The following is a 15,307-nucleotide window of genomic DNA, read 5'->3' on the forward strand; positions in this document are numbered from 1 at the left end:
CGACCAGAGCGTCTACGACCGCGAACTCGAAAAGAAGGCGGGCCCTCTCTATGGATGGGCAGGCACCGTCACCGGTGGCGCCTCCTTTGTTCAGAGCACCCAGCACGGTGGCACCTTTTCCGCGGGGGTGAAGCTGGTCCGCACTATCCCCACTGTGCCTTATTTACCAACACGAAATCGCACCATCTTCAGTCTCTCAGAGACCTACGGAAAGCTCACCACGCCGCTCATTCCACAGACCACGCCGGCTTCACCGGACTCCGTGGTTAAGACCAGCATCTTCCACACCGACCTCGAACGCGATCAGTACGTCTCGAAGAGGTTCTATTACCTGGGCACCACAGCCTTCGACCACAACTTCTCCTCCGGCCTCGACCTGCAGCAGATCTACGGCGCCGGGGTTGGTTGGACACCCGTGCTCGACGCAAAGCAGCAGCTCGACATCAAAGGTGATCTTCACTACGAGAAGCAGGAGTTTGAGGATCCTGCCAGTAATCAAAACCTTATTGGCGCGAGCATTGGCGAAGCCTACAAGCGAACCCTACCGCGTTCCATGATCTTCACTCAGACCCTACAGCTCCTGCCGGCCTTCAACGAGCCCAAGGCTTATTCGGCAAACTTCAGTACCGGTTTGGCGATGCCGGTCTTCAAAAAACTCAGCATGAGTATCGCCGCCAGCGACGCTTTTCTGAACAACCCGTCGCCCGGCTTCAAAAAGAACACCTTCCAGTTCATCACCGGCGTGGCCTATACACTGCCGTAAGCGGAAGGAAAATCAAAAGCCCGCATCGTCGAGATGCGGGCTTTTTTTGTTTTTAGTCTCCCATCAGATTTCGAACCGGATCGGGCAGATCGCTGCCCGCCTCCTTCAATAACAACGTGAGTTGCCAGATCTGCTGGCTGCTCAGTTTGCCCGCAAAGGCATGACCGCCGGCCTTAGGACTTCCCTTGGCAATCATCGTGTAAATCGCCGACGGCGCTTTGGGGCCAACGCCGGATGCACCCGTTACCCAGAACTGCGGAGCTTCGCCAGTTCGTGGCTTTCCGCTGGGCGTTCCATGGCAGGCAGCACATTGCTTCCGGTAGATCGGAGCCGCAGCCTCAAAGACATCCTCGCTGGCGGCAAACGGAGGCTGCCCGGCGGCAACGGCAGCCGGATTCGGCGGCGCCACCTCGGAGGGAGCAGGTGTTACCGCCTGTGGACGCGACTTGTCCTGTGGCTTCGACACTGACGGCCTGCTTGCCTTTTCGTCGCCCTGACCTTCCTCCCCTGACCCAGCGGCGTCAGGATAATCTCCGTGAATCCCAACCGAATTCCGGACACCGTGCAGCGCCTTTGGATGGAGGTACAGGTAGCCTGCGCCGGCCACAAGTCCACCGCCCAGCAGTGCGCCAAGCAGCAACTTGCCGGAGCCGGATGAACCTTTGCTTGATCGTTTGGCCATGAATTCTGCGTCGGGGATGTTCTAATAAAAGGGTGTGCCGCAAATGCCGGCCCACCTGGTTTGAAACTAACAGAGCAAGAAGGCTGCAGGGGTATCGTTTGATGTTCGGTTTGAAGCGGATCGTGTGCGCGCTGGCCTTGGCCGCGCTGGTGGGAACGGCTTTTCACGGCGAGGCACAACAGGACCGCCGGCAGCGGCGCATGAACGCCAATCGCCAGGCGCGTATCGCCAAAATGATTGAGGATACCTACTCCCACAAGTACGAGGTTTTCGGCGGCGTCGGCTACCTGCGCTTCCGCTCGGGTGACTTCCTGCAGCGCAACAACGAGATCAGTTGGCAGGTTGCTGGGAACTACTACCTGAACCCGCGCTGGGCGGTCGTCGGTGATGTCCGCGGCCACTATGGCAATGCCAAGACAGGCAATAACCCCTATAACATCTGGGATCCGCTCATCACGCACTACACCTTCATGGGCGGACCACAGTACCGCTTCTATCGCAAGGAACGTCTGAGCGCGAACGTCAACGTGCTTGGCGGTATGGCGATGGGCAACTTCGACGGCGGCTCCAAGGGCGTTCCCGCACCTGCATTGGGCCTGTGGAAGACCGGCAACGCCGGAGCCTTCGCTCTGGGCGGAAGCGTGGACTATAGCTTCTACCAGAACCTGGCTTTCCGCATCGCCCCGACTTACCAGATCACGACCTTCGGCTCGACCCTGCAGCACAACGTGGGTTTCAACGCCGGTCTCGTCTATCGCTGGGGCCACCAGAGCAAGTAGGTCTTCCCGCAGATCAAAACAAAGATCAAACAAAGCCCGGCTTCGGCCGGGCTTTGTTTTTTGTTTGTCATTTCGCAGCGACCTGGCTGCTCGGCCAGCGTGCTGGCTGGAGTGGTCGACCAAAGGGAGCTGAGAAATCTGCTTCTCTACCTATAAGGTCGCAGGGCAATCGTTGTGCTCTACTTCCCCCGCCATCCGTGCCGCATACGCCTCCGGCAGACTCGCCCGCTTGAATTCGCGGTCGATTACCACGTGCACCGTCTCGCCCTCGCAGAGCAGTTCCTCATCCACGACACGGACGACCTGGTAGCCGATACGGATGATCGATCCGCGTACCTGCTTGACCGTCGTACGGACCGCGATCTCGTCGTCATATCTCGCCGGACGCTTGTAGCGCGCGTTTACCTCCGCCACAGCGATCAGGATGCCCTCTGCTTCGAGCTGCTTGTACGGCAAACCGATGGAGCGCAGAAGCTCCACCCTGCCAACTTCAAACCAGACAACATAGTTCGCGTGGTACACCACGCCCATCTGGTCGGTCTCGGCATAGCGGACCCTGATACGTGCTTCGGCTGTAGGTGCTGGCATAGTCATAGTGTACGAATAACTGTATGGCCTTCGCGCTATCCTCAACTGACGCCCTCGTCATCATCGATCTGCAGAATGATTTTTGCCCCGGCGGCGCGCTTGCGGTTCAACAAGGCGATGAGATCGTTCCGTTGATCAATCGCCTGCAACGGTGTTTTGCCCACGTCGTTCTTACCCAGGACTGGCACCCTGTCGGGCATATCTCATTTGCGACCTCCCATCCCGGCGCTCAGACCTTCGAGACCATTCAGGTTGCTTACGGTCCCCAGGTCCTCTGGCCCGATCATTGCCTTCAGGGAAGCGCCGGCGCGGACTTCCATCCGTTGCTCGATACCACACACGCTGAGCTGATCGTCCGCAAAGGCTACAACCCGCGCATCGACTCCTACTCTGCCTTTCTGGACAACGACCACTCCACGCCGACCGGCCTCGGCGGCGCTCTCAAAGAGCGTGGCATCCAGCGTCTTTTCTTCTGCGGCCTGGCCTATGACTACTGCGTCCTCTTCTCCGCCATGGACGCCGTATCCCTCGGCTTTACCGTTTGTGTCATCGAGGATGCCTGCCGCGCCATTGACCTCAACGGCTCTGTCGTCCGGGTCAACGAGGAGATGCAGCAGGCTGGTATCGCCCGCATCTCCAGCGACACGTTGCTCTAGAGGAAACGGCCCTTTCCACTCGTGCTACGCTGTCTGGCATGAATGCAGTCCAGGGTCGCAGCATTGTCATCGTCGCCTACCGCCCCAGACCCGGCAAGGAAGCCGATCTGCTGCAGCTCACCCGCGAACACCTGCCGCTGCTGCGTACAGAGGGCCTGGCCACTAGCCGTGAGTTCATTGCCTGCCGCGCCGCCGATGGCACCATCGTCGAAGTCTTCGAGTGGGAGGAGGGCGGCATCGAGAAGGCTCACAACAACCCGAAGGTCAAAGCCCTGTGGGACCGCTACTTTGCCGCCTGCGAGATCGTCCCCCTCAACCAGCTCCCCGAGGCCACCCAGATGTTTGCCGGGTTCGCTCCCCTGGCCCTGGATTAAAGCGTTTTCCCTGTTGCTGGGTATCCCAGAAGGGCGTTCAGCGGCGTTTTCATTGCGGAAACGCCCATAGGATGCGTACGCCCTACACAACACCCACAGGGAAAATGCTCTCGGGCTCGATCCTCGGCCCTGAGCTACAATCGAAGCAGGTTCTAAAAGCAGCGCGTCACGCCCTGCCATATCCGGCCCTTTGCGCCCGGAAAACCATCAGAACAGTTCAGGAGATACACCATGGCGATTCCCGCCACCCAGATGCGCCCGGGCATGATCATCAAGCACAACGACAAGCTCCACATGGTCTTCTCAGTGGAGCACCGTACCCCCGGCAACCTGCGCGCCTTCATTCAGGCCAAGCTGCGCAACCTCTCCTCCGGAGCCATGTTCGAGCACCGCTTCCGCTCGGGCGACGCCATCGACCGCGTCGTCGTCGATGAAATCGCGATGGAGTACCTGTACAACGACGGTGATGACTACATCTTCATGGACACGGCTACCTATGAGCAGACCACCCTGTCCCGTGAGATCCTTGGCGAGGCCGTGGACTACCTGCTCCCGAACATCGGCATCTCCGTCAGCTTCTACGACGGCAAGGCCGTAGGTATCGAGCTTCCTCAGGTTGTGGAGATGACCGTCATCGAGACCGAGCCCGGCATCAAGTCCGCGACTGCTTCGTCCGTGACCAAGCCCGCCAAGACCGAGACCGGTCTGGTGGTGCAGGTTCCTCCCTTCATCAATGAAGGTGAAAAGATCCGCATCGACACCTCCGAAGGCGCCTACATGTCACGCGCCTAGGTCCGCGATTACTTTCTAAAAAAGGCTCGCCACCCGGCGAGCCTTTTCTCTTTAGAGCATTTACCCTGTTGCTGGGTATCCCGGAAGGGGAGTGCAGCGGCGTTTTCATTGCGGAAACGCCCATAGATGCGGATGCTCTGGACTACACCCACAGGGAAAATGCTCTACTGGCTGTAAGGCACTCCAAACACAATCGCTGCTGTCCTCGCTGGACGGTGCATCTCTCCCACGATTGTCGGCGCTTTGCCCATTGCCTGCCATATCCGAAGCGCCTCAGAATTCATGTAATAGGTCCGCGCCTGCTCACGTGTCTTTCCGCTCTCGCCGTAGATGCTGATCGTCCCCAGCAGGTCTTCCTGCCCCGTCGCCTGCAGGTACTCCCACATGCTTACCGACGGAGAGTTGCCGGTATCGCGCATCTCCTCCACACTCTGTGCCACAACGCTGTAATTCAAAGCCACATTCCAATTATCTACTTGCTCTACACTGACCAGAGTCATGGTGCGTCACTACCTCATCTCCGGTCGTGTACAGGGTGTTGGCTTTCGCTGGTTCGTCCACCGCGAGGCCGCGGAACTGCATCTCAATGGCTGGGTCCGCAATCTCCCCAGCGGTAAAGTGGAATGCGTCGCCGCCGGCTCTGAAGACAGACTTAAAGAGCTTGAAGACCACCTCCGCAAAGGCTCGCGCGGCTCACGCGTCGATCGTCTCCAGATCCACGATCTCGACGACAGCGAAGCCGGCAAGCTTGGGCCGTTCCAGATTGAAGGGGCTTGGTAAGGCGGTTGAATAGTTGAATGGTGCTCAAAGGGATCGATTACACACGCTGGCCCGGCACACCGCACGATTCAACCATTCAACTATTCCACCATTCAACTATCCTCTAAAATTTCCTCATGGCGACACCCATTAACTGTGAACCACTCAAGTCCCTCGTGCGGACTGTCCCTGATACCTGGACGCCGTCCAGCCCGGGCAGAAGGTCGTCATCGTCGATGACCTGCTCGCCACCGGAGGCACCATGGAAGCCACCAACCAGCTTGTTCGCCAGCTTGGCGGCATCGTTGTCGGCCTGGGCTTCGCTGTCGAGCTCGACTTCCTCAAAGGCCGCGCCAAGTTCCCGGACTACGACGTCTACTCGCTGCTGCACTACAACGAGTAAAATCGGCCTGAATCTCCACTCTCTCGAGCCTTCCGTAGACATTTCTGCGGAAGGCTTGCCTATTTCTGCAGATTTGCGCAGAAATGATGTCTCTCGTATCTCGGCTTCGCTAGACTTTTCTTCGTGAGCAGCCTGGCCTCCATTCACGCCTGGATCAACCGCGTCCTCGACCGCATCGATAGCGGGGAAGGCATTCGGCCGACCGATCTCCCAGGCCTGCGCACCGTCCGGTGTCATAAAAACATCCCTCGCAGTTCGGTGCTCTATGAGCCCTCCATCGTGATGGTCACCAGCGGCAGCAAGCGTGGCTACGTCGGCAGCCGAAGCTTTGTCTACGACACCGAAAACTACCTGGTCCTCGCCGCACCGCTGCCTTTCGAGTGCGAGACCTTCTGCGAGCCCCATGCGCCGCTACGCGGCGTTTCCATCCTGCTCGACATGGCGGTCCTCGCCGACCTCGTCCTCAAGCTACCTCCTGCCCCGGCGCAATCCAGCCTACAGCCCAGGACCATCGATGCCACACCCCTGCCGGAAGCGCTTGCCGAGGCAGCACTGCGCCTTTTGGAAGCCTATGAGAATCCCAATGACCGCATGATCCTCGGCCCGCAGATCATGCGCGAGATCACCTATCGTGTCCTTACCGGCCCGCGCGGACAGGTTCTGCGCGATCTGCTGGCGATGCAGGGCAACATCAGCCAGGTCTACCGAGCCATGCATCGCATTCACACCGAATACGACCGGCAGCTCGATATCCCTACCCTTGCCTGCGATGCCGGCATGAGTCTCTCTGCCTTCCACCACCACTTCAAGAACATGACCTCCACTTCGCCGTTGCAATACCTGAAAACAACGCGGCTGCATAAGGCGAGGCTCATGATGATCCAGGAAGGTATCGGACCGTCGGCTGCGGCAACGCGCGTCGGCTACGAAAGCCCATCTCAGTTTTCCCGGGAGTTCAAACGGCTCTTCGGAGTTTCCCCTGCGGAGGAAGCGCTTCGCCTGCGGTCCAACCTGGGCACGCAGGTGCAACACCCACTCCGCGTCGCCATGATCTAATTTCCAACCGAACCACTCGTAAGGAGACAAGAACCATCATGATTGCCACCAAAGGCTACGCCGCGCACAATGCGACCACTGACCCGACTCCGTGGAACTTTGAGCATCGCGATCCCGGTCCCAACGATGTCCTGCTCGACATCCTCTTCTGCGGCATCTGCCACTCCGATATCCACCAGGCGCGCAATGAGTGGGGCAATGCCATGTTTCCCATGGTTCCCGGCCACGAGATCGTCGGCAAGGTCGCCGCGGTCGGCTCCGCTGTCACTAAGTTCAAGGTAGGCGACTCCGCCGCCATCGGCTGTATGGTCGACTCCTGCCGCACCTGTCCCTCCTGCAAAGCCGGAGAAGAACAGTATTGTGAGAATTTCGCCACTGTCTTCACCTACAACTCCAAGGACAAGCAGGGCAACCTCACCTTCGGCGGATATGCCAATCACATCGTCGCTGACGAGGCCTTCGTGCTGAAGGTCCCCGGCAACCTCGACCTCGCCGCCGCGGCTCCTCTGCTCTGCGCCGGTATCACCACCTACTCTCCGCTGAAGCACTTCGGCGCTGGCCCTGGAAAGAAGGTTGGCATCATCGGTCTGGGCGGCCTGGGCCACATGGGCCTGAAGTTCTCGCATGCCTTCGGGGCGAAGACCGTGCAGTTCACGACTTCCCCCTCCAAGATCGAAGACGCGAAGAAGCTGGGCGCCGATGAGGTCATCCTGACCAAGGAAGCCGAGTGGACCAAGAACCACATCCACAGCTTCGACTTCATCCTGGACTGCGTCGCTGCTCCGCATGATGTGAACCCGTATCTCAGCCTGCTGAAGCGTGATGGTGTCTACTGCACGGTCGGCGTTCCGGAAACACCTCTGTCCATCCAGGCCTTCAGCGTGCTTGGCCGCAAGCATGTCACCGGTTCCATGATCGGCGGCATCAAGGAGACCCAGGAGATGCTGGAYTTCTGCGGCCAGCACAACATCGTTTCCGACATCGAGATGACCAGCTTCACCAAGCTGTCCGAAGCATGGACTCGCGTCGTCAAGGCCGACGTGAAGTATCGCTTTGTCCTCGACTGCAAAGCGCTGTAAATCTCGCAGTACATCCAACAAAGCGGCCCGCTAAAGTGCGGGCCGCTTTGCGTCATGAAAGAATAGAAGCTGTATGCCTGTCATCAATCGGCTCCAGAAAGGCTGTAAGGATTGCGCCGTCCGCCATCCCAATAGCTTCTGCGCTCTGGACCCCGATGCCCTGGAAAGGCTGGATACGCTCGGYCAACAGATTGACGTCGAACCTCGCACCGTCGTCGTCGAAGAAGAGAGCAAGCCGCGCAATCTGTACGTCGTGTGCGCCGGCCGTCTGAAGGTTGTTGTCTCCTCTGAGAGCGGCCACTCGCTTCTACTCCGCATTGCCGGTGCCGGCGACGTGATCGGCCTTGCTGCGGTGCTGCGCAATGTTCCGTATGAAGCCTCGGCCGAAAGTCTTGAGCCCTGCCGCTTGAAGCGCATTCCGCAGGCAGCGTTCCTGGAGTTCATGCACAGTCACGCACAGGTAAGCCAGAACTGCGCCAATGAAGCGGCAGCAGAGTATCAACAGGCGCTTATCTCGGCACGCCGCCTTGCTCTCTCAGGCTCGGCCGCGGCACGTCTCGCAAATACGCTGATTGAATGGGCGCACCCCCGCGACCTTAGCGCTCCGGCACGTTTTGCTATGACACTCACACACGAAGAGCTGGGTTCGATGGCTGGAATTACGCGCGAAACTACCTCTCGCCTGCTGGCCCGCTTCGAACGCGAAGGCCTTATTCATCGACGCGGTGCGTTTCTTGAGATTCCACGGCCTGATCGACTCGCTGCACTTACCGAATAAAAAAGAGCGGCCGGGCCCTGCAATCAATTGGCCCAGCCGCTGCCGCAAACCTGGAGCATTTCCCTGTGGGTGTGGGTGCAATGTAGGGCTTCCGCCTCCTATGAGCGTTTTCCGCAACAAAAACGCCACTGCACGCCCCTTCCGGGATACCCGACAATGGGGAAAATGCTCTAAACGTTCTCTGTCTCGTTCTTCAGCCCGTCCATCCAGGCGTAGTCGTATGCCTCCGTGGTGACAATCGGGGTCTCAAGGAAGTTCTCCGTTAGCGGAGGAGAGTGCGTCTGCCACTCCAGGCCATACGCGCGCCATGGATTGTCGCCGGCCACTCTACCCCACTTCATGCTCCAGATCAGATACACCGCCGCCAGCATGTAACCCGCGCCCATCACCGTGGCGCCCGCGGTCGACATCACATTCAGCACCTGCCACTCCGCCGGATACATCGCGTAGCGGCGCGGCATACCCAGGTGACCAAGGATGAACTGCGGTCCGAAGGTAAAGAAGAAGCCGATAAAGACCAGCGCTGCCGCCACTTTGGCCGGCATCTCCGGGTACATGCGGCCCGTAATCTTCGGCCACCAGAAATGCAGCCCGCCGAGATACCCCATAATGACGGCGCCGACCATCACGAAGTGGAAGTGCGCYACGAYGAAGTASGTCTCGGTCAGATGGATATCCGTGCCCAGATTGCCGAGGAAGATTCCCGTGCATCCACCAATGACAAACAACCCGATAAATCCAAGGGCGTAGATCATCGGCGCCGAGAAATCGATCGATCCCTTATAGAGTGTTGTCGCCCAGTTGAAGGTCTTGATCGCTGAAGGCACCGCCACCAGCATGGTCAGCAGGCTGAAGACCATCGCCGAATACTGGCTCACGCCCATGATGAACATGTGGTGCTCCCACACGAAGAAGCCGAAGACCGCGATCGATACAGAACTGAAGGCTACTGCGGTATATCCAAAGATGCGCTTACGGCTGAAGCATGCGATGATCTCGCTGATCACGCCCATCGACGGCAGCAACATCACGTACACGGCCGGATGCGAGTAGAACCAGAACAGGTGCTGAAAGAGCAGCGGATCACCACCCAACGTTGGATCGAAGAAGCCGAAGTGAAAGATGCGCTCCACCGCCACCATCACGATGGTCACGCTCACCACCGGTGTGCCGAGGATCATGATGATCGCCGCCGCATAGTTCGCCCAAACGAACAACGGCAAGCGAAACCACGTCAACCCCGGCGCACGCATGCGGTGAATGGTGACGATGAAGTTCAGCCCGGTCAGGATGGATGAAAACCCAGCCACAAACGCTGCGAGTCCAGCGGTGATGACGTTCGTATTGACGAAGCGTGTACTGAGCGGAGCGGTGAAGGTCCATCCCGTATCCACGCCGCCGTTCACTACCGTGACTACCAGCAGCAGGCCCGCAATCACGTAGAGATACCAGCTCAGCAAATTGATCTTCGGAAACGCCAGATCGCGTGCTCCCAGCATCATTGGCAGAACGAAGTTGCCGATCACGGCAGGAACCGCCGGAATCAGAACAAAAAACACCATCACCACGCCATGCATGGTGAACACCTTGTTGTAGGTATCCATGGCCATCATGTCGGCGTCCGGCGTCAGCAGCTCCATGCGAAGGGCCATCGCCAGAAGGCCGCCCACCAGGAAGAAGAAACTGACACCCATCAGGTACAACAAGGCGATGCGCTTATGGTCGCTTGTGAGTAGCCAGCTCTTCAGTCCATGAGTTGCATTCAAATAGTTGACTCGCTGTGAGCGAGCCTCTTGCTCCTGCACAATATCCGGGCTCACGACCGCGGTGCTCATTGTCTGCTCCCCTCCACGGAAGGCTTTGCTGTCTGCTGCTGGACGGCAATCACAATCAATGGAGGACATCCCTCACGAGAACCGTAACCCGGGCAGTGACCGCTGCACGGATGCATAGCCCATGACGCTACTGTGTTTCTGCATACCGGGACCATAGAGAGATGCCCTCCTCAAGAGACATCTTCCCGTCCGGCATTCATCCCAAGCTGTGATCTACATCACAGGTCTTCTGTGCGGCACTGCATTGCAGTTTTTGTTTTGTCGTTTCGGAGCGCACGGAGCCCCAGGCCGGCGTTGCCGCCTGGGGTGAAGAGCAGCGGAGAAATCTGCTTTCTTCCGCGTTCTTCACGCGAATTGTCGATACGCGTTCAAAAACAAACACCCGGCACAATGCCGGGTGTTTGTGTGCAAYACCACCGCTTACTTCGACAGTTTCAGATCGATGACTTCTACTTCGGTGTTGTGTGCCGAGCGGATGCCATAGGATCCGTCCGTCGACTTCAGCTTGCCGGAGGCCATTACATCGGTCTTGCTCGCCGACCAGACCTGCGTGCCGTTGATGCTGCAGCTCACAGTGTCGCCTTTGACCTGCATGGAGATCTGCTGCACTACCTCGGCGTCCTTAGCGGCAGCCTTGTGAACAGCCTCATTCTCCTGTCCGGTGCGTCCGTTCATCTGGAACGGTCCCGGCCCCATGCCGCGCACGATGAACTTTCCACTGCCATAGGCCGCGCAATAGAGGAAGCTCTGGTTCTCCGTCCCCATGTCATTGGCGCCGATCACGATGCCGTAGGGATGGGGATGGTCGTTCAGGTTCATGTAGTGCGGCTCCCGGAAGGTCGCCGAGACGGTGTAATCGCCCTTGGCCATATCGGACACGTTCCAGTAGGTCGTCGCCGGTCCGGTCGTCACATGCAGGTTCTTGCCGTCCATCGCCAGCCGTGAGTTTTCAATCGTCTCGCCGCGCTTTGCGGAGAGATCATCGACCACGCCCTTCCATCCGGGCACGAAGATACCACCATGCTCTACTTTACGGTTCGCGTCCTGTGGCGGGCCCTGTGCCACGGCAACACCGCCGAGCACCATCAACATGACTGCAATCTGGGTACACTTCATTACGAGGTCTCCTTTTTCCGCGGGAAAAGCCTAGCAGGCTCCTGCTGAGACGCGCCAGCGGGCGTTCGGTTATCATTCGGCAAAAATCTGGCTTGGCAGCCCCGTCCAACAGACCCGCGCTCTGCCCACCGCTGCGTTAGAGCATTTTTCCTGTTGCTGGGCATCCCGAAAATGGCGCGCAGCGGCGTTTTCATTGCGGAAAACGCCCATCGATGCAGAGGCTCTTGACTACACCTACAGGAAAAATGCTCTATCCTTAACGAGATATGGGAATCACTCGCGAACAAGCCCTGGAATGCTTCCGCTCGGACGATCTGATCGGCATCGGGATGGAAGCCGACGCCGTACGCCGCAAGCTGCATCCTCACGGCATCGTGAGCTACATCATCGACCGCAATATCAACTACACCAACTTCTGCACGGAATATTGCACCTTCTGCGCCTTCTACCGGCCCCTGAAGGGCAAACTCGCCAGCGAGGGCTACATCCTCGACTTCGAGACCATCTACCAGAAGATCGCAGAAACCGTGGAGATGGGCGGCACCGGTGTACTGATGCAGGGCGGCATTCACCCCGACCTGAAGATCGAATGGTTTGAGTCACTGTTCCGCGGCATCAAGGAGCGCTTTCCCCAGATCTGGCTCCACTGTCTCTCCGCCAGCGAAATTCTGGCCATCGCCGAATACTCTGAGCTATCTCTGCGCGACACCATCATGCGGCTGCGCGATGCCGGCCTGCAGTCCATCCCCGGCGGCGGCGCTGAGATTCTCGACGATGAGGTGCGCCACCGCATCGCCCGCCTGAAGTGCAGGACTGAGGACTGGGTCAGCGTCCACCGTACTGCCCATGAGCTCGGCATGCGCACCACCGCCACCATGATGTTCGGTGTCGGCGAGACCTTTGAACAGCGTGTGAACCACTTTGAGGTCGTGCGCCGCCTGCAGGAAGAGACCGGTGGATTCACCGCCTTCATCCCCTGGAGCTTCCAGCCGAAGAACACCGCTCTCGGCGGCCGGGGTTGGGACGAAGCCACCTCGGTCGAATACCTGAAGACGCTCGCCATCAGCCGCATGTTCCTGGATAACATCGAAAATGTGCAGTCGAGCTGGGTCACACAGGGCCTGAAGGTCCTGCAGATGGGCCTGCGCTTTGGTGGAAATGACGTCGGTTCCGTCATGCTGGAAGAAAATGTAGTGAAGGCCGCTGGAACGGCCAACTGCACCACCGAAGAGGAACTTCGCCGCATCATCCGCGACGCCGGTTTCCGCCCGGTTCAGCGCGACACTCTCTACCAGACCATGTTTCTGAACTAGAGCATTTTTCCTGTAGGTGTAATGTAGGGATTCAGCATCAATGGGGCGTTTTCCGCAATGAAAACGCCGCGGCACGCCATTTTCGGGATACCCGGCAACAGGGAAAATGCTCTAATCTGCACCCACCTTCATGCCGGCTATCACCGACACGCCTTCTATGGCATCCACCGCTATCAGCTCGTTTATCTCTATTACAAGCACCGTAAGAACGCTGCTAAATCGAGCGAGCCCCCATCGCGGTTCCCCGAAGACGAGCTCCCTTTCGTCACCATCCAGCTCCCCACTTTCAATGAGCAATACGTCATTGACCGCCTGATCGACGCTTGCTGCAAGCTGGATTACCCTCGCGACCGCTTCGAGATCCAGCTTCTGGACGACTCCACCGACGAGACCAAAGAGGTCGCCGAGCAGATTGTCCGCCGCTATGCCGAGGGGTTCCCAGGGATGCCACCGCAGCCCATCGGCTTCCATCACCGCGAGAATCGCTATGGCTTCAAGGCCGGTGCACTCGATGCCGGCCTGAAGACTGCCAAGGGCGAACTGATCGCGATCTTCGACGCCGACTTCGTTCCCCCGAGCGACTGGTTGATGAAGGTGATCCACCACTTCGCCGAACCCAATGTCGGCATGGTGCAGACCCGCTGGACCCACCTGAACCGCAACTACAGCTTCCTCACCCAGGTGGAAGCCATTCTGCTCGACGGTCACTTCGTTCTGGAGCACGGCGGCCGCCATCGCGCCAACGTGTTCTTCAACTTCAACGGCACCGCCGGCATGTGGCGCCGTACCGCCATCGACGAGGCCGGTGGCTGGCAGCACGACACACTCACGGAAGACACCGACCTCAGCTACCGCGCCCAGTTGAAGGGCTGGCACTTCAAGTACCTGCAGGATGTTGAGTGCCCCGCCGAGCTCCCCATTGAGATGACTGCCTTCAAGACGCAGCAGGCACGCTGGGCCAAAGGCCTCATCCAGACCGGCAAGAAGATTCTTCCGCGCGTTCTCAAGTCAGACGCGCCCTTCCACACCAAGCTGGAAGCCTGGTATCACCTGACGGCCAACATCAGCTATCCGCTGATGATCATCCTTTCCACGCTGCTGATGCCCGCCATGATCATCCGTAGCTGGCAGGGCTATATTCAGATGCTGCTCATCGACTTCCCCCTGTTCATGGCCAGCACCTTCTCGATCTCCAGCTTCTATCTGGTCAGCCAGAAGGAACTCTTCCCCAAGACCTGGTACCGCACCTTCCTCTATCTGCCCTTCCTGATGGCGCTCGGCGTCGGCCTCACCATCACCAACACCAAGGCAGTGATGGAAGCTCTCTTCGGCATGAAGTCGGCCTTTGCCCGCACCCCGAAGTACCGCGTCCAGAAGAAGGGCGAGAAGAACAAGGCACAGAAGTACCGCAAGCGCCTCGGCATTATTCCGTGGATCGAGCTGGCGCTCGGATGCTACTTCGCCTTCACCGTCTGGTACGCCTTCGAAAGCGAAAACTACTTCACCGTGCCCTTCCTCCTGCTCTTCGTTCTGGGTTACTGGTACACGGGTCTGCTCAGCCTGCTTCAAGGGCGTTTCGACAGGCTGGCAGCCGGCAGCAGCACAGAAATACACGAAAAGCCGTATCCAGTGGGCATTTAGAGCATTTTTCCTGTTACTAGGTATCCCGGAAGGGGCGAGCAGCGGCGTTTTCATTGCGGAAAACGCCCATAGATGTAGAAGCCCTACACTACACCTACAGGAAAAATGCTCTAGCAGGATTTCTCTCTATCGCTGTTTTCACGCACGTTGATGTACCACCTCGCTCACTGACGCTTCAATCTTCATGGATTATTAGACCTATGCGTAAGCCGCATCTTGCTGCCCTGTTCCTTCTGCTTGCCGCCACTGTCGCTCACGCTCTGGACGCCGTTCCCCAGTCCGAGTATCGTCAGCGCCGCATCGCTCTCGCCGAGAAGCTGAAGGGCGGCGCGACTCTGCTCTTCGCCGCCGAAGAACCGCAACTGGACTTTATGCCGTACCGGCAGGATGAGGACTTCTACTACCTCTCCGGCTGGAACGAGCCCGGTGCGGCCCTCCTCATCATCAGTGCGGGGCCGGGTTCCGTCGACCGGCTCGGAACACAGATTCCCGAGCACAGCTATCGCGAAGTGCTCTTCCTGCCGGCCCGTAACCTCGTGACCGAAAAGTACACCGGCATCAAGATGGACGCCGCGACGAAGGATGTCACCGAAAAGACTGGCTTCGCCGAGGTCCTGTCCATGTCCTCGCTGCCCCAGGTCCTGGGTAGCTTTCTCGCTGAAGATCGCCGCCGTGCCTMCAGTCTGTTCACCC

At 58.7% G+C, this 15,307-nt stretch carries 17 protein-coding genes and 1 pseudogene; 13 read left to right on the top strand and 5 right to left on the bottom strand.

Annotated elements, in window-relative coordinates; genetic code table 11:
* Nucleotides 1–763, top strand: a 763-nt coding sequence (locus tag AB4043_RS07570) for a DUF481 domain-containing protein (protein WP_442306782.1), incomplete at its 5' end; no start/stop codon positions are given.
* 52 nt (nt 764–815) lie between these two features.
* Here AB4043_RS07570 and AB4043_RS07575 read toward each other — a convergent pair.
* Nucleotides 816–1,445, bottom strand: a complete 630-nt coding sequence (locus tag AB4043_RS07575; protein ID WP_442300941.1) for a c-type cytochrome — start codon at nt 1,443–1,445, stop codon at nt 816–818.
* Nucleotides 1,446–1,546: 101 nt separating this feature from the next.
* Here AB4043_RS07575 and AB4043_RS07580 point away from each other — a divergent pair, with 101 nt between their 5' ends.
* On the top strand, nt 1,547–2,224 hold the full coding sequence (locus tag AB4043_RS07580; RefSeq protein WP_442300942.1) for a hypothetical protein: 678 nt from the start codon (nt 1,547–1,549) through the stop codon (nt 2,222–2,224).
* A 150-nt stretch (nt 2,225–2,374) separates the two neighbouring features.
* On the opposite strand, the gene AB4043_RS07585 is transcribed toward AB4043_RS07580, so the two are convergent.
* The gene (locus tag AB4043_RS07585; protein ID WP_442300943.1) at nt 2,375–2,812 is read right to left on the bottom strand and encodes an acyl-CoA thioesterase; all 438 of its coding nucleotides are present in this window, start codon (nt 2,810–2,812) and stop codon (nt 2,375–2,377) included.
* Nucleotides 2,813–2,835: 23 nt separating this feature from the next.
* On the opposite strand from AB4043_RS07585, the gene pncA reads away from it, so the two are divergent.
* The 3 genes from pncA to efp all read left to right on the top strand — a co-directional run bounded on the left by pncA (nt 2,836) and on the right by efp (nt 4,634).
* Nucleotides 2,836–3,468 carry a bifunctional nicotinamidase/pyrazinamidase gene (gene pncA / locus AB4043_RS07590; RefSeq protein WP_442300944.1) on the top strand — a complete coding sequence of 211 codons (633 nt, stop codon included), beginning with the start codon at nt 2,836–2,838 and terminating at the stop codon, nt 3,466–3,468.
* Nucleotides 3,469–3,506: 38 nt separating this feature from the next.
* Nucleotides 3,507–3,842 carry a hypothetical protein gene (locus tag AB4043_RS07595; protein WP_442300945.1) on the top strand — a complete coding sequence of 112 codons (336 nt, stop codon included), beginning with the start codon at nt 3,507–3,509 and terminating at the stop codon, nt 3,840–3,842.
* A 231-nt stretch (nt 3,843–4,073) separates the two neighbouring features.
* A complete protein-coding gene (gene efp / locus AB4043_RS07600) occupies nt 4,074–4,634 on the top strand; it encodes an elongation factor P (protein ID WP_442300946.1) in 561 nt (186 codons plus the stop codon).
* Nucleotides 4,635–4,798: 164 nt separating this feature from the next.
* Here efp and AB4043_RS07605 read toward each other — a convergent pair whose 3' ends face one another.
* Nucleotides 4,799–5,134 (bottom strand): hypothetical protein, encoded by a 336-nt coding sequence (locus AB4043_RS07605; RefSeq protein ID WP_442306783.1) that lies wholly within the window; start codon nt 5,132–5,134, stop codon nt 4,799–4,801.
* Between AB4043_RS07605 and AB4043_RS07610 the strand changes: the two genes are divergently transcribed.
* The 5 genes and pseudogenes from AB4043_RS07610 (at nt 5,133) to AB4043_RS07630 (ending at nt 8,709) form a co-directional block, all read left to right on the top strand.
* The gene (locus AB4043_RS07610; RefSeq protein WP_442300947.1) at nt 5,133–5,414 is read left to right on the top strand and encodes an acylphosphatase; all 282 of its coding nucleotides are present in this window, start codon (nt 5,133–5,135) and stop codon (nt 5,412–5,414) included. The two genes, AB4043_RS07605 and AB4043_RS07610, sit on opposite strands and share 2 nt — an antisense overlap.
* Nucleotides 5,415–5,586: 172 nt before the next feature.
* Nucleotides 5,587–5,796, top strand: a pseudogene (locus AB4043_RS07615) (phosphoribosyltransferase family protein); the annotation flags it as partial.
* 123 nt (nt 5,797–5,919) lie between these two features.
* On the top strand, nt 5,920–6,852 hold the full coding sequence (locus tag AB4043_RS07620) for an AraC family transcriptional regulator (RefSeq protein ID WP_442300949.1): 933 nt from the start codon (nt 5,920–5,922) through the stop codon (nt 6,850–6,852).
* A gap of 38 nt (nt 6,853–6,890) precedes the next feature.
* Nucleotides 6,891–7,931 carry an NAD(P)-dependent alcohol dehydrogenase gene (locus tag AB4043_RS07625; protein ID WP_442300950.1) on the top strand — a complete coding sequence of 347 codons (1,041 nt, stop codon included), beginning with the start codon at nt 6,891–6,893 and terminating at the stop codon, nt 7,929–7,931.
* Nucleotides 7,932–8,004: 73 nt separating this feature from the next.
* Nucleotides 8,005–8,709, top strand: coding sequence for a Crp/Fnr family transcriptional regulator (locus AB4043_RS07630; RefSeq protein ID WP_442300951.1), 705 nt, complete (start codon nt 8,005–8,007; stop codon nt 8,707–8,709).
* A gap of 170 nt (nt 8,710–8,879) precedes the next feature.
* On the opposite strand, the gene AB4043_RS07635 is transcribed toward AB4043_RS07630, so the two are convergent.
* The gene (locus AB4043_RS07635) at nt 8,880–10,544 is read right to left on the bottom strand and encodes a cytochrome c oxidase subunit I (RefSeq protein ID WP_442306784.1); all 1,665 of its coding nucleotides are present in this window, start codon (nt 10,542–10,544) and stop codon (nt 8,880–8,882) included.
* Nucleotides 10,545–10,964: 420 nt separating this feature from the next.
* Entirely contained in the window at nt 10,965–11,660 is a 696-nt protein-coding gene (locus tag AB4043_RS07640; protein ID WP_442300953.1) for a hypothetical protein, read from the bottom strand.
* A gap of 266 nt (nt 11,661–11,926) precedes the next feature.
* On the opposite strand from AB4043_RS07640, the gene mqnC reads away from it, so the two are divergent.
* The 3 genes from mqnC to AB4043_RS07655 all read left to right on the top strand — a co-directional run.
* Nucleotides 11,927–12,973 (top strand): cyclic dehypoxanthinyl futalosine synthase, encoded by a 1,047-nt coding sequence (mqnC, locus tag AB4043_RS07645; protein ID WP_147646999.1) that lies wholly within the window; start codon nt 11,927–11,929, stop codon nt 12,971–12,973.
* 57 nt (nt 12,974–13,030) lie between these two features.
* On the top strand, nt 13,031–14,614 hold the full coding sequence (locus AB4043_RS07650; protein ID WP_442306785.1) for a cellulose synthase family protein: 1,584 nt from the start codon (nt 13,031–13,033) through the stop codon (nt 14,612–14,614).
* Between the two features lie 200 nt (nt 14,615–14,814).
* A partial coding sequence (locus tag AB4043_RS07655) for an aminopeptidase P N-terminal domain-containing protein (RefSeq protein WP_442306786.1) occupies nt 14,815–15,307 on the top strand: 493 nt, incomplete at its 3' end.

Source organism: Terriglobus sp. YAF25 (assembly GCF_052113305.1).
Taxonomy (GTDB): Bacteria; Acidobacteriota; Terriglobia; order Terriglobales; family Acidobacteriaceae; genus Terriglobus.

What these genes read in the sequence shown, in the direction of transcription:
- AB4043_RS07575 (WP_442300941.1), bottom strand. Translation starts at nt 1,445, where the DNA reads ATGGCCAAACGATCAAGCAAAGGTTCATCCGGCTCCGGCAAGTTGCTG.
- AB4043_RS07580 (WP_442300942.1), top strand. Translation starts at nt 1,547, where the DNA reads ATGTTCGGTTTGAAGCGGATCGTGTGCGCGCTGGCCTTGGCCGCGCTG.
- AB4043_RS07585 (WP_442300943.1), bottom strand. Translation starts at nt 2,812, where the DNA reads ATGCCAGCACCTACAGCCGAAGCACGTATCAGGGTCCGCTATGCCGAG.
- pncA (WP_442300944.1), top strand. Translation starts at nt 2,836, where the DNA reads ATGGCCTTCGCGCTATCCTCAACTGACGCCCTCGTCATCATCGATCTG.
- AB4043_RS07595 (WP_442300945.1), top strand. Translation starts at nt 3,507, where the DNA reads ATGAATGCAGTCCAGGGTCGCAGCATTGTCATCGTCGCCTACCGCCCC.
- efp (WP_442300946.1), top strand. Translation starts at nt 4,074, where the DNA reads ATGGCGATTCCCGCCACCCAGATGCGCCCGGGCATGATCATCAAGCAC.
- AB4043_RS07610 (WP_442300947.1), top strand. Translation starts at nt 5,133, where the DNA reads ATGGTGCGTCACTACCTCATCTCCGGTCGTGTACAGGGTGTTGGCTTT.
- AB4043_RS07605 (WP_442306783.1), bottom strand. Translation starts at nt 5,134, where the DNA reads ATGACTCTGGTCAGTGTAGAGCAAGTAGATAATTGGAATGTGGCTTTG.
- AB4043_RS07640 (WP_442300953.1), bottom strand. Translation starts at nt 11,660, where the DNA reads ATGAAGTGTACCCAGATTGCAGTCATGTTGATGGTGCTCGGCGGTGTT.
- mqnC (WP_147646999.1), top strand. Translation starts at nt 11,927, where the DNA reads ATGGGAATCACTCGCGAACAAGCCCTGGAATGCTTCCGCTCGGACGAT.
- AB4043_RS07650 (WP_442306785.1), top strand. Translation starts at nt 13,031, where the DNA reads ATGAAAACGCCGCGGCACGCCATTTTCGGGATACCCGGCAACAGGGAA.